We start from the raw sequence: 13318 nt of genomic DNA, 5'->3' as shown, positions 1-13318 counted from the left end.
CACACATATGAAAATAACAAAGAGTCTGTTCCACGCGGGTGTTCTGGGCTTGTCGCTGCTGGCGACCAGCGTCATGGCGGCCGTTCCCGCCGCCGAAGCCGACAAGCTGGGCAAGAGCCTGACCCCGATGGGCGCCGAAATGGCCGGCAACGCCGACGGTTCGATCCCGGCCTGGAAACCGCTGCCGAAAAATGCCGGCACGGTCGACAGCAAGGGCTTCCTGTCCGATCCGTTCGGCAGTGAAAAACCGCTGTTCACCATCACCGCGCAGAACGTCGAGCAGTACAAGGACAAGCTTGCACCGGGCCAGTACGCGATGTTCAAGCGCTACCCGGACACCTTCAAGATTCCGGTTTACCCGTCCCATCGCGGCTCGACCGTGCCGGATGACGTGTTCGCCGCGATCAAGAAAAACGCCACCACCACCAATCTCGTGGCGGGCGGCAACGGTCTGGAAAACTTCGATACCGCCGTGCCGTTCCCGATTCCGAAAAGCGGTCTGGAGGTGATCTGGAACCACATCACCCGCTACCGCGGTGGCAGCGTGACCCGTCTGGTGACCCAGGCGACGCCGCAAACCAACGGCTCGTTCAGCCTGGTGTATTTCCAGGACCAGTTCGTGTTCCGCGACAAGATGAAGGACTACGACCCGGCCAACCCGGGCAACATCCTGTTCTACTTCAAGCAGAAAGTGACTGCGCCGGCACGTCTGGCCGGTACCGTACTGCTGGTGCACGAAACCCTCGACCAGGTGAAGGAGCCGCGCAAGGCCTGGGTTTACGCCACTGGTCAGCGTCGTGTGCGTCAGGCACCGCAAGTATCGTATGACGGTCCGGGCACTGCGGCGGACGGTCTGCGTACCTCCGACAACCTCGACATGTACAACGGTGCGCCGGATCGCTACGACTGGAAGCTCGAAGGCAAGAAGGAGATGTACATTGCCTCCAACAGCTACAAGATCGACTCGCCGACCCTCAAGTACGCCGACATCATCAAGGCCGGCCATATCAACCAGGACCTGACCCGTTACGAGCTGCGTCGTGTCTGGCACGTGGTCGCCACCCTGAAACCGGGTCAGCGCCATATCTATGCCAAACGTGACTTCTACATCGACGAAGACACCTGGCAGGCAGCGGTCATCGACCACTACGATGGTCGCGGTCAGCTGTGGCGTGTGGCCGAGGCGCACGCCGAGGACTACTACGACAAGCAAGTACCGTGGTACGCGCTGGAAGCCCTGTACGACCTGCAATCGGGCCGCTACCTGGCGCTGGGCATGAAGAACGAAGAGAAACAGGCCTATGACTTCGGTTTCTCTGCCACCAAGAGCGAATTCCAGCCGGGCAACCTGGGCCAGGACGGTATCCGCTAAGCTTTGACCCGAGGCCGCATCCTCGAAAAAACGCCCCGACTGGTTCGGGGCGTTTTTTTTTTGCTTTGATTTTGCAGGAGCTGCCGCAGGCTGCGATCTTTTGATCCTGAAAGATCGCAGCCTGCGGCAGCGCCTACAAGGTTGCGCTTAACGGCTCGTGACCTTTTTGTAGCCATTTGTAGCAGCAACCTTCATAACCGCTACGTTTAAGGCTAGGCTGCGGACATCTGCTACGCCGCCAACAGCCATTCAAACAAGAGCCGGCCATGACTGATCTGTCCCCGCTTCCGGATCCTGCAAGCGCTGCCGTCGCGACACTGGACGGGCGTTTTTTTCGCCCGCCACTGCCCGACGGTTACGTTTTGCGACCGCGTCTGTGTGAACGCCTGAGTGCCGGGCTCGGTGGACGTCTGTTGCTGGTCTGCGCGCCTGCCGGGTTCGGCAAGAGTTCGCTGGCGGTGGAGTTCTGTCAGAGCCTGCCGGCGCACTGGCAAAGCCTGTGGCTGGGATTGAGCCCGCGTGATAACGATCCGGGGCGCTTTCTCGAGCGGTTGCTGGAAGGGCTGCAGGACTACTTTCCGGATCTGGGCAGTCGCGCGCTTGGCCTGTTGAAAATGCGCCAGCGTCATCAGCCCTTTGCCTTCGAAGAATGGCTCGACGGCTTGCTCGATGAGTTGGCCCTGCAGCTGCAACCGACGGCGCCGCTGTTGCTGGTGCTCGACGACTACCATCTCGCCCAAGGCCCGGTACTCGACCGTTGCCTGCAGTTTTTCCTCAATCATCTGCCCGATGGCTTGCTGGTCATGGTCACCAGTCGGCAGCGCCCGGACTGGCATCTGGCGCGCCTGCGCCTGTCGCGGCAACTGCTCGAACTGCATGAACAGGATCTGCGCCTGACCCATGACGAAGCCCTGACCCTGCTTGATCGGCATAGCACGTCGCTGCGTGGCGAAGCGCTGGAAAACCTGATTCAGCGCAGCGAAGGTTGGGTGGCCGGGCTGCGTTTCTGGTTGCTGGCGGCATCCGAAGCCGGCAACGAAGCCGCATTGCCGCAAGCGCTGAACGGCGGGGAAGGGCTGATTCGCGACTACCTGCTCGAAGAAGTCATCGATTGCCTGCCTGTCGAGGTGCAAGCGTTTCTCTACGACACCGCCCCTCAGGAGCGCTTTTGCAGCGAGCTGTGCGACGCGGTACGTGAAGCCCACGACAGCGGCGAAATCCTGCGGTTTCTGTTGGCGCATCAAGTGTTCCTGGTGCCGCTGGACGAGCACGGGCACTGGTATCGCTATCACCATCTGTTTTCCGATCTGTTGCGCAGCCGGCCCATCGCTCGGGCGATAGTGCCCGCCGCCACACTGCACCTGCGTGCCTGCCGCTGGTTCAATGCGCAGGGCCTGCTCGATGAAGCGGTCGAGCAGGCGCTGCGTGCCGGCCATCTGGATGTGGCGGCGAATCTGGTGCAGAACCTGTCTGAGGAACAACTGCTCGCCGAGCAGAACGTCGGCATGTTGCTGCGTTGGAAGATGGACCTGCCCGACAGCCTGCTGATCAGTACGCCGCGCTTGATCGTGCTCTATAGCTGGGCGCTGGGGCTGGCCTGTCAGCTGGATGCCGCTGAGGAGCTGGCCAGTCATTTAAGTCGCTTTCTGCCGGCGCCTTCGGCCTCTGCGCAGAAGTCGATGCTCGCGCAATGGCTGGCGCTTAGCGGGATCATCGCCCGTGGGCGTGGTCATCGTGAATTGACTCAACGCTACTGCAGCGAAGCGCTGGAAAGCCTGCCGGTGAAACGTTATGGGCAGCGACTGATGTGCCTGTCCACGTTATCCAATCTGGCGATTGCCGATGGCGACCTGTGGCGCGCCCGGGGCTTGAACCGTGAGTCCCTCGAGCTGGCGCAGCGGGTTGGCAATCCGTTGTTCGAAGCCTTGGCGCATTACGACCGGGCGCGGGTGTTGCAGGCCCGTGGCGAGATTCTGCGGGCACTGGATGAGGTGCATCAGGGCCTTGATCGTCTGCGCGGGTTGTCGGCGCAACGTCTGTACGCGGTGCGTGCGCGGCTGACGTTGTACGAAGGTTTTCTGTTGTCCATGCGCCTGCAACCACAGCAGGCCCGGGCTCGATTGCTGAGCGGTGTGGCCGAAGCGCGGGCCTGTCGCGATATCAGTGTGTTGATCGGCCACTGTGTGATCGCCCGTCTGGACGGCAGCTCAGGCGAGTTTGCCAAGGCCTTTGCCGAACTCGCTGAAGCCGAACGCCTGATGCATATCTGGGACGTGCCGCCGATCTACTACCTGGCAATGATCACCCTGGTCAAATGCGAGCTGTGGCTGGCGCAGGGCCGAACCGATCTGGCCGAGGCCTGGCTGGCGCGTCTGGGCCAGACCTATACCGGCGAGCGAGCAGCGGCGCCGCCGGAGTTTCATCCACAGTTGCCATTGCATGTCGAACTGCAGCAAGCGCTGCTCGATGTGATTCAGGGACAGCCGATGCTCGCCGAAGGGCGGTTGAATGTGCTGCTGGAAAACGGTCAGCAAACCGGTCGACAGTTGCTGTGTGTAATGGCGCTGGCGCAGAAGGTCGCCTTGTTGCTGGGCGCTGGCCGCGAACCCGAGGCGCGCAGGGCGTTGGGCCAGGCGCTGGAAGCGGCGGCTGGCGGCGTGATACAGCCGTTTGACGCACTGATCAGAGAATATCCGGACTGGTTGCGCAGCCAATTGCACGCCTCACCGGCGTTGGCAGGGCAGCAGTTGCTGGCGCATTTTCCGCAGGTGCCAGCACGGCCAGTCACTGAGTCCGCGGCTGCCGAACAACTCAGCAGCCGGGAGCTGGCGGTTCTGCGTTTGATTGCCCAAGGCTGTTCCAATCAGGAAATCAGCGAACAGCTGTTCATTTCGCTGCATACCGTGAAAACCCATGCCAGCCATATCAACAGCAAACTGGGGGTTGAGCGGCGTACGCAGGCGGTGGCGCGGGCCAAGGAACTGGGGGTTTTGACCTAACGCTACGGCTTATCGGCACCCACAAAAAAGCCCCGAATGATCGGGGCTTTTTTGTGGGTGTCCCGACCTGCGAGCAGGTCGGGTAGCCGTTGTATCAGGCCACCAGATCGTTGGCGCTGAAGCTGTTCACACCCACCAGCTGGATCTCGAAGTCCGCACCGGCGTTGCCGCTGACGTTACCGGACAGCACGTGGTCGACGAAGCGCAGTTGGCCTGCGCCAGTGAAATCGGCTGCACCGATGAAGGAGAACGCGTTGATGCCGTCTTGCAACAGGTTGGCGTCAAACATTCTCAGGTCGATCTTGTCGCCCTGCAGACTGTTGAAGTCATTGATGACGTCACTCAGGCTTCCGGTTCCCACTTCGTTCAAGTTGCTGAAGACAAACTGATCGCTGCCGGCGCCACCGATCAGGGTGTCCTTGCCGCCGCCGCCGAGCAGAATGTCATTGCCGGCCCCGCCATCGAGCTGGTCATTGCCTGCACCGCCACTGAGATAGTTGGCATCGGCGTTGCCGAACAATTTGTTGTCCTGGCCGTTGCCGAGCACACTGAAACCGCCAGTGCCGTTGATCCGTACGCTTTCCACGTTCAGCAGATTGCTCAGGTTCAGATCGACCACACTGTTCTGTTTCGCGTTGTACTGAATGCTCAACAAGTCGCGGCCAGGATCATTACCTTCCTGGATCAAGGCGAGCTCGGCAGCCTGATCCAGAATGTAGGTGTCATTACCCGCGCCGCCGATCATGGTGTCGATGCCGGTGCCACCATCCAGCACGTTGTTGCCGCTGTTGCCGGTCAACACGTTGTCCAGATCGTTGCCGGTCAGATTGAGCGCTTCACTTCCCAACAACAGGCCGTCTTCGACACTGTAGGACAGTGTGTAACTCACGGAGGTCTTGATCAGATCGTGACCATCCCACGGGGTTTCCTGAATGGTGTCGTTGACGTTGTCGACAATGTAAATGTCATCGCCAGTGCCACCGCTCATTCTGTCGGCACCGGCACCGCCGTCCAGCACATCGTTGCCGGCCCCGCCGTCCAGGGTGTTGTCGTAGGCATTGCCGAACAGTTTGTTGTCCAGGGCGTTACCCATCACCCAGAATGCTCCGGCACCCAAGACCCGCACACTTTCCACATTTTGCAGATTGGACACGTTGAGGTTGATCACGCTGCTGTTTCTGTCAGTCGAATATTCGATTGTCAGCAGGTCTCGCCCGCCATCGACATTTTCCTGGATTCGCGACAGCTCCGAGGAATCATCAAGGAAGTAGGAGTCATTGCCCGCACCACCGATCATGGTGTCGATGCCGGCCCCACCATTGAGAATGTTGTCGCCATCGTTGCCGATCAGCACGTTATCCAGTGCGTTGCCCGTCAGGTTGAGCGCTGCACTGCCGAGCAGTTGCGCGTCTTCGAGGTTGGCCCCCAAGGTGTAGCTGATCCATGATTTGACCTGGTCTCGACCTTCGTCCGCCAGCTCGACGATGGTGTCACCGATGTTGTCGATCACGTAGATGTCATCACCGGCGCCCCCCGTCAGGGTGTCGACGCCTGCGCCGCCGTCCAGAACGTTGGCATCGGCGTTGCCGAACAGTTTGTTGTCCAGGGCATTGCCGGTCACGGTAAACGCGCCCGCACCGGTAAGGCGCACGCTCTCGACGTATTGCAGGTTGCTCTGGGAGAGATTGACCACGGCGTTCTGGGCCGCGTTGTACTGGATGTCCAGCAGATCCCGACCGGTCTCGTCCGCTTCCTGGATCAGTGCCAGTTCTTCCGCTTGATCGAGGATATAGGTGTCATTGCCGCTGCCACCGATCATGGTGTCGATGCCGGCTCCGCCATTGAGCGTGTCATTGCCTGCACCACCGATGAGGGTGTTGTTGCCGTCGTTACCGGTCAGCACGTTGTTCAGCTCGTTGCCGGTCAAGTTGATTGCGGCGCTGCCCAGCAGTTGACCTTCCTCGAGGTTGGCACCCAGCGTGTAGCTGATTGAGGATTTGACCTTGTCATAGCCTTCGCCCGCCAGCTCGACGACGACATCTGCGATGTTGTCGACCACGTAAGTGTCATCGCCTGCGCCACCAGTGAGGGTGTCGCTCCCGGCACCGCCATCCAGATAGTTGGCCTGGGCATTGCCGAACAATTTGTTGTCCAGTGCGTTGCCCAACAGGGTAAAGGCGCCCGAGCTATTGATGCGAACGCTTTCAAAATTCACCAGATTGCTCTGGTTCAGATCGACCACGTTGTTTTGCATGGCGTCGTAGTAGATATTCAACAGATCGCGGCCCGGATCGTTGTCTTCTTGCACGAGCGCCAGCTCGGCAGCCTGATCCAGGTTGTAGGTGTCGTTACCAGCGCCACCGATCATGGTGTCGACGCCGGCTCCGCCATTGAGAATGTTATTGCCGGTGTTGCCGATCAGCACGTTATCGAGATCATTACCGGTCAGGTTGAGTGCGGCATCACCCAGCAGTTGCCCGTCTTCAATGTTGGCGCCCAGAGTGTAGTTGATCGAGGCCATGACTTTGTCGCGACCTTCACCAGCAAGTTCGACAACGATGTCGCCGTAGTTGTCCACCACATAGGTGTCATCGCCGGCACCGCCAGTGAGGGTGTCGACGCCGCCACCTCCGTCGATCCAGTCATTGCCGGCATTGCCGAACAGTTTGTTGTCGAGAGCGTTGCCCAGCAGGGAGAACGCACCCTCACCGTTGATCCTCACGCTTTCCACGTTGATCAGGTTTGCCTGATTCAGATCGACGACGTTGGTCGAAGGGCCAGCGGCGTAGTTGATCAGCAGCAGATCGCGGCCCGGATCATTACCTTCTTGCACGAGAGCGAGCTCAGCCGCCTGATCCAGGTTGTAAGTGTCATTGCCGGCGCCGCCGATCATGGTGTCGACACCGGCGCCACCATTGAGGATGTTATTGCCGGCGTTGCCGATCAGCACGTTGTCGAGTTCGTTGCCGCTCAGGTTGAGGGCAGCGTTGCCCATCAATTGGCCGTCTTCGATATTGGCGCCCAGACCATAGGTGAGCGTGGTCATGACCTTGTCGCGGCCTTCGCCGGCGAGTTCGACGACGACATCGCCATAGTTATCGACCACGTATGTGTCGTCACCAGCACCGCCGGTAAGAGTGTCGGCACCGGCGCCACCGTCAAGCCAGTCATTGCCGGTATTGCCGAACAGCTTGTTGTCCAGTGCGTTGCCCTGCAGGGCGAAGGCGCCGGCGCCAGTGATCCGAACGCTTTCTACGTTGACCAGGTTTGCCTGGTTCAGATCGACGACGTTGGTAAGGGGCCCGGCAGCGTAGGTAATTGTCAGCAGGTCGCGACCCGGATCGGTATCCTCGTAGATCAACGCCAGCTCCGCGGCATTGTCGAGGATGTACGTGTCGTTGCCTGCACCACCGGCCATGGTGTCAATGCCGCCGGCGCCGTTGAGTACGTTATTCAGGGCATTGCCGATCAGCACATCATTGAAGTTCGAACCGATGGCATTTTCTATCTTGGCGCCATAAGCGATGGCCAGCCCATCGTTGATCGCGGTTTGGGACGTGAAATCGACGAAGGCTTTGCCGATGCTGCTGTAAGCGCCTTCGTTGAGATTGATGCTGACGGAGTCGAGCTGGTTGCTGGCATCGATCGTGTCGTTTCCGCCGGCATCCCAGATCGTTTCGAAAATTGACTGATCCGGCGCCCACTTGTAGACGTTGTCGCCGGTCTGCCAGGCAGTATTGGCACCATAAAGGCTCTGGATCGCCAAGATGTCGAGCACCATAGGTGTCGTTGGCTGATAGGAATAGTTGCTGTTGTAGCTCATGACCGTGAGATGGACATCGTCCAGTTTCGGGTCGAGCAGGGTCTTGTTTGTGTTGCTGGTATCGAATGGGTGTTTGAGACCCAGCGCATGACCAATTTCATGCACGAATGTCAGGTAGTCGTAAGTGCCTTTGGATGGATTGGGATCATTGGTCTGCGGACCGATCCACACGTCGCCGGCTACCGGACTGTTGGCAGGGAAATAGGCCCAGGCGGCGGTCTTGTCATCCATCAACCGATAGGCGCCGAAGCGCAAGTCACCCACGTTTGTGAGGTTGTCGCTGGTCAGCGTGAAGTTGATGTTGGCGACCGCGCTCCACGCACCCAGCGCAGCGATCGCGGCATTTTGTTGGCCCACAGTCAGGGCATACAGTGCGTTGTATTCGTTATCAGGGCTGTAGTTGGTGACGAAGTACGAGGTATTCGGCGCCATGAAGCTATAGCTCAGATTGGTCGGTCCACCCGGGGTCCAGTTCGAACCTAACCAGTAAGTGCCGGACAGGAGACTGTCGACGACAGCGACGCCGGTCAGTGAAGACGGGAGGGATGGAGAGAAAGAACTGGGCGTTGGCATGCGGGATTTCCTGAGTGCGCTGCGGCCCTTCCTGAATGCGACCGCTACAAAAAAATGCGATTTTGCACCAGAAACAATACATTTGACATCATTGAGCCATCATTTTTTCGGATTGATGGCGTCAAATAACTGACCGGGCGATCTGTATCGGCATGTGCAGTAGAATTCTGAAATAAGCCTCACGACCGTTCGTCCAGGATTTTTCATGACTGCTTTCAGCTCTACGCTCATCCGCGAAACTTTCCCCGTCGGCCCGCTCCAGTGCAACTGCACGATCATCGGCGACCCGCTCACTAAAAAAGCCATCGTCGTCGACCCGGGCGGCAATCCTGACCTGATCATGGCGCGCCTCGATGCTCACGGCCTGAAAGTGGTCAGCATCATCCACACCCACGCGCATCTCGATCACTTCCTCGCCTCCGGGCAGATGAAAGAGAAAACCGGCGCGACCCTGCACCTGCACAAGGAAGACCAGTTCCTGTGGGACAACCTCGAGATGCAATGCCAGATGTTCGGCGTGCCTTACACCCCGGTACCGTCGCCGGATCGCTGGTTGAGCGACGATGAAGAACTGGCTTGCGGCTGCGGCGTGGCGCTGCATACGCCGGGACATACACCCGGTTCCATGAGCTTTTGGTTTTCCGAGGCTAAGCTGTTGATTGCCGGCGACACGTTGTTTCGTCGCGGCGTAGGGCGCACGGATTTGTGGGGCGGCGATCAGGCGACCATCGTGCGATCGATCAAGCAGCGGCTGTACACGCTCGACGAAGACGCAATCGTGGTTGCCGGGCATGGTCCGGACACGCGTCTTGGGGATGAAATGCGCGAAAACCCGTTCGTGCGCGCCTAAACATTTTGTCACGAGTGTGCGGCGGAATTTTTCGGCATTGTCATGATCCAACGCCCGCACAGGTCTATTGCCTAGGGCCGCTGCCACACAGAATGCGAAAATCAGGAGCTCTTCATGTTCACCACGCCTCGTTTGATTATTGTTGCTACTGCTGTAGCCATGTTGGCCGGCTGCGCCTCGCCCAACCCGTATGACAACCAGGGCCAGGCCGACGGCGGCGGTGTGAGCAAGACCGCCAAGTACGGTGGCCTCGGCGCTCTGGCCGGTGCTTTGGCGGGTGCCGCCATCGACCACAACAACCGTGGCAAGGGCGCCCTGATCGGCGCGGCGGTGGTCGGTGCATCAGCCGCCGGTTACGGTTACTACGCCGACCAGCAAGAGAAAAAGCTGCGCGCCAGCATGGCCAACACCGGGGTTGAAGTGCAGCGCCAGGGCGATCAGATCAAGCTGATCATGCCGGGCAACATCACCTTCGCAACAGATTCGGCGAACATCGCCCCAAGCTTCTATCAGCCGCTGAACAACCTGGCGAACTCGCTGAAAGAGTTCAACCAGAACCAGATCGAAATCGTTGGCTACACCGACAGCACCGGCAGCCGCCAGCACAACATGGACCTGTCCCAGCGTCGTGCGCAGAGCGTGGCCACCTACCTGACCTCGCAAGGTGTCAGCGGTGCCAACCTGTCGGCCCGTGGCGCCGGCCCGGATAACCCGATTGCCAGCAACGGTGACGTCAATGGCCGTGCGCAGAACCGCCGTGTTGAAGTCAACCTGAAGGCGATTCCGGGCCAGCAGTATGGTGGTCAGCAGCAACAGCCGGGTACGGTTCAGCAGTATCCGTAACTGATCGTTTGAGTGAAAAATGCCCGGTCCTGTGAACGGGCATTTTTTATGGTCTGAACGCAGTCACCCTGTAGGAGCTGTGGCACGCTGCGATCTTTTGATCTTCAGCTTCAACAACAAGATCAAAAGATCGCAGCCTCGTTTCACTCGGCAGCTCCTACAGGGTTATCGGGACAGTCAACAGAAGCTCGACAGGCACAAAAAAGCCCCCGGACAAGCGAATTGTCCGGGGGCTTTTTGTTGGGCGCTAAGCTGATTACTTCTTCAAACCATAATGCTCATCGAGCATGCCCGGCGAGTTCGGGGCTTTCGGCGCGTAGTCACGCGGCGGCTCCTGATCACGCGGCGGCGTCAGGCGTTCGCGCGGTGCCTGCGCGGCATCGGCGTGCAAGGCGGCGATCAGGCGTTGACGGGTCTGCTCGTCCAGGGCCAGGCGGTTAGCGCCCTCGGCGAGATGATCCTGCACTTCCTGATAGCTTTGGGTCAGCTTCTTGACCAGCATCGCGGTGCTGTTGAAGTGGGTGACCACCTCGTTTTGATAGCTGTCGAAACGCTCCTGGATATCATCCAGTTGACGCTGCGTGCGGCTCGGCGCAGCGTTCGGCGCGACGCGAGCGATCAGGAATCCAATGGCGACACCCACAACCAGGGCAAGAGTCGGTAACAACCAAACTAAGAGCGAGTGTTCCACGAGTCCTTCCTCTATAAACGGCTTTGCTTTACGTTAACGGCTCGAACCTGCGCTGTATACCGCGATTCACTCGCAATAGATTGGCACAGACAATTTGCTAGACGAGTCGACCCGATTCGAGGTCACGGAGTTCCTTCCTTGCTGATGCGTGAAACCCCTGTAGTGATTGATGGCCCCGTCGGCCAAATCGAGGCGCTGTACCTCGATAACGAGCAGCCAATCGGCATCGCGCTGATCTGCCATCCGAACCCGGTGCAGGGCGGCACCATGCTCAACAAGGTCGTCTCGACCCTGCAGCGTACCGCGCGCGACGCCGGCCTGATTACCTTGCGCTTCAACTATCGCGGCGTCGGTGTCAGCGAAGGCTCTCACGACATGGGCAGCGGTGAAGTCGACGATGCTCAGGCCGCCGCCGCATGGCTGCGGGAAAAACACCCGGACCTGCCGCTGACCCTGTTCGGTTTCTCCTTCGGCGGATTTGTTGCAGCAAGTCTCGGCGGTCGTCTCGAAGCGGAAGGCGTGCAGCTCAAGCACCTGTTCATGGTCGCGCCGGCGGTGATGCGTCTGGGTGACCAGGATCAACTGCCACAGCACGGCGAGCTGACCGTGATCCAGCCGGAAACCGACGAAGTGATTGATCCGCAGTTGGTCTACGACTGGTCGGAACAACTCCAGCGCCCCCATGAGCTGCTGAAAGTGGCAGAATGCGGACACTTTTTTCATGGCAAGCTGACCGATCTCAAGGATCTGATCCTGCCGCGTCTCTCGAATTGATTGCAGTCTGACAAGCGATTACCCATGACGAACCGTACCCGTATCCTCACCGGCATCACCACCACCGGCACGCCGCACCTGGGCAACTACGCCGGCGCCATTCGCCCGGCGATCCTCGCCAGCCGCGACAGCAATGCCGATTCGTTCTACTTCCTGGCCGACTACCACGCCCTGATCAAATGCGATGACCCGCTGCGCATCCAGCGCTCGCGTCTGGAAATCGCCGCGACCTGGCTGGCCGGTGGCCTCGATGTCGAACGTGTGACCTTCTATCGCCAGTCCGACATCCCGGAAATCCCTGAGCTGACCTGGCTGCTGACCTGCGTCGCCGCCAAGGGCCTGCTCAACCGTGCGCATGCCTACAAGGCCTCGGTGGACAAAAACGTCGAGAGCGGTGAAGACCCGGATGCCGGGATCACCATGGGTCTCTACAGCTACCCGGTGCTGATGGCGGCAGACATCCTGATGTTCAACGCGCACAAGGTGCCGGTCGGCCGCGACCAGATCCAGCACGTGGAAATGGCCCGCGACATCGGTCAGCGCTTCAACCACCTGTTCGGCCAGGGCAAAGAGTTCTTCACCATGCCCGAAGCGCTGATCGAGGAAAGCGTGGCGACGTTGCCGGGCCTCGACGGGCGCAAGATGTCGAAGAGCTACGACAACACCATCCCGCTGTTCACCAGTGCCAAAGAGATGAAGGACGCGATCTCGCGGATCGTCACCGACTCCAAGGCGCCGGGTGAGGCGAAAGATCCGGACAACTCGCACCTGTTCACTCTGTTCCAGGCGTTCGCCACGCCGGCACAGGCTGACGAATTCCGCAGCGAACTGCTCGGCGGTCTGGGCTGGGGCGAGGCGAAGAATCGTCTGTTCCAGTTGCTCGACAACGAACTGGGCGAGTCCCGCGAGCGTTATCACCAGTTGATCGAGCGCCCGGCGGATCTGGAAGACATCCTGCAGCACGGCGCGAAAAAGGCCCGTGCGGTGGCGACGCCGTTCCTCAATGAACTGCGTGAAGCGGTCGGCCTGCGTTCGTTCGTCAATCAGGTGCAAGTGGCGGCGACCACCAAGAAGAAAGCCGCGAAAGCTGCACGCTTCGTCAGCTTCCGTGAAGACGACGGCAGCTTCCGCTTCCGTCTGCTGGCGGCCGATGGCGAGCAACTGCTGCTGTCGCGCAACTTTGCCGACGGCAAAACCGCCGGCCAGGTGACCAAGCAACTGCAATCCGGTCAGGCGCTGGACATTCGCAACGAAGACCTGAGCTTCAGCGTGTGGCTGGAAGGCGAGTGCGTTGGCGACAGCCCGGCGTTCGCTGATGCGGCGGCGCGGGACGCGGCCATCGAGGCTTTGCGCGTTGCGCTGACCCCGGTTCAGGACTAATCCGCGGCGCGGC

8 protein-coding genes are annotated in these 13318 nt (G+C 59.8%); 6 read left to right on the top strand and 2 right to left on the bottom strand.

The window, feature by feature from the left end; all coding sequences use genetic code 11:
* The first annotated feature begins 7 nt into the window (after window positions 1–7).
* Window positions 8–1372, top strand: coding sequence for a DUF1329 domain-containing protein (locus tag ABV589_RS09740; RefSeq protein WP_007961831.1), 1365 nt, complete (start codon window positions 8–10; stop codon window positions 1370–1372).
* A 266-nt stretch (window positions 1373–1638) separates the two neighbouring features.
* On the top strand, window positions 1639–4371 hold the full coding sequence (locus ABV589_RS09735) for a LuxR C-terminal-related transcriptional regulator (protein ID WP_367085685.1): 2733 nt from the start codon (window positions 1639–1641) through the stop codon (window positions 4369–4371).
* 94 nt (window positions 4372–4465) lie between these two features.
* On the opposite strand, the gene ABV589_RS09730 is transcribed toward ABV589_RS09735, so the two are convergent.
* The gene (locus tag ABV589_RS09730) at window positions 4466–8767 is read right to left on the bottom strand and encodes a M10 family metallopeptidase C-terminal domain-containing protein (protein WP_367085684.1); all 4302 of its coding nucleotides are present in this window, start codon (window positions 8765–8767) and stop codon (window positions 4466–4468) included.
* Window positions 8768–8972: 205 nt separating this feature from the next.
* Between ABV589_RS09730 and ABV589_RS09725 the strand changes: the two genes are divergently transcribed.
* Window positions 8973–9617: an MBL fold metallo-hydrolase gene (locus ABV589_RS09725; RefSeq protein WP_367085683.1), complete on the top strand. Its 645-nt coding sequence runs from the start codon at window positions 8973–8975 to the stop codon at window positions 9615–9617.
* Window positions 9618–9731: 114 nt separating this feature from the next.
* Entirely contained in the window at window positions 9732–10460 is a 729-nt protein-coding gene (locus ABV589_RS09720; RefSeq protein WP_108590184.1) for an OmpA family protein, read from the top strand.
* 256 nt (window positions 10461–10716) lie between these two features.
* Here ABV589_RS09720 and ABV589_RS09715 read toward each other — a convergent pair whose 3' ends face one another.
* Window positions 10717–11151, bottom strand: a complete 435-nt coding sequence (locus ABV589_RS09715) for a DUF1043 family protein (protein WP_007961596.1) — start codon at window positions 11149–11151, stop codon at window positions 10717–10719.
* A 144-nt stretch (window positions 11152–11295) separates the two neighbouring features.
* Between ABV589_RS09715 and ABV589_RS09710 the strand changes: the two genes are divergently transcribed.
* Both ABV589_RS09710 and ABV589_RS09705 read left to right on the top strand, forming a co-directional pair.
* Window positions 11296–11925 (top strand): alpha/beta fold hydrolase, encoded by a 630-nt coding sequence (locus tag ABV589_RS09710; RefSeq protein WP_367086185.1) that lies wholly within the window; start codon window positions 11296–11298, stop codon window positions 11923–11925.
* Window positions 11926–11949: 24 nt separating this feature from the next.
* On the top strand, window positions 11950–13305 hold the full coding sequence (locus ABV589_RS09705) for a tryptophan--tRNA ligase (RefSeq protein WP_367085682.1): 1356 nt from the start codon (window positions 11950–11952) through the stop codon (window positions 13303–13305).
* Window positions 13306–13318: the final 13 nt, after the last annotated feature.

Origin of the sequence: Pseudomonas sp. HOU2 (genome assembly GCF_040729435.1) — a bacterium.
Classification (GTDB): Bacteria; Pseudomonadota; Gammaproteobacteria; order Pseudomonadales; family Pseudomonadaceae; genus Aquipseudomonas.
The sequence above is the reverse complement of the archived record's forward strand: the minus strand, read 5'-3'. Positions and strand labels throughout refer to the sequence as shown.

What these genes read in the sequence shown, in the direction of transcription:
- ABV589_RS09740 (WP_007961831.1), top strand. Translation starts at nt 8, where the DNA reads ATGAAAATAACAAAGAGTCTGTTCCACGCGGGTGTTCTGGGCTTGTCG.
- ABV589_RS09735 (WP_367085685.1), top strand. Translation starts at nt 1,639, where the DNA reads ATGACTGATCTGTCCCCGCTTCCGGATCCTGCAAGCGCTGCCGTCGCG.
- ABV589_RS09730 (WP_367085684.1), bottom strand. Translation starts at nt 8,767, where the DNA reads ATGCCAACGCCCAGTTCTTTCTCTCCATCCCTCCCGTCTTCACTGACC.
- ABV589_RS09725 (WP_367085683.1), top strand. Translation starts at nt 8,973, where the DNA reads ATGACTGCTTTCAGCTCTACGCTCATCCGCGAAACTTTCCCCGTCGGC.
- ABV589_RS09720 (WP_108590184.1), top strand. Translation starts at nt 9,732, where the DNA reads ATGTTCACCACGCCTCGTTTGATTATTGTTGCTACTGCTGTAGCCATG.
- ABV589_RS09710 (WP_367086185.1), top strand. Translation starts at nt 11,296, where the DNA reads ATGCGTGAAACCCCTGTAGTGATTGATGGCCCCGTCGGCCAAATCGAG.
- ABV589_RS09705 (WP_367085682.1), top strand. Translation starts at nt 11,950, where the DNA reads ATGACGAACCGTACCCGTATCCTCACCGGCATCACCACCACCGGCACG.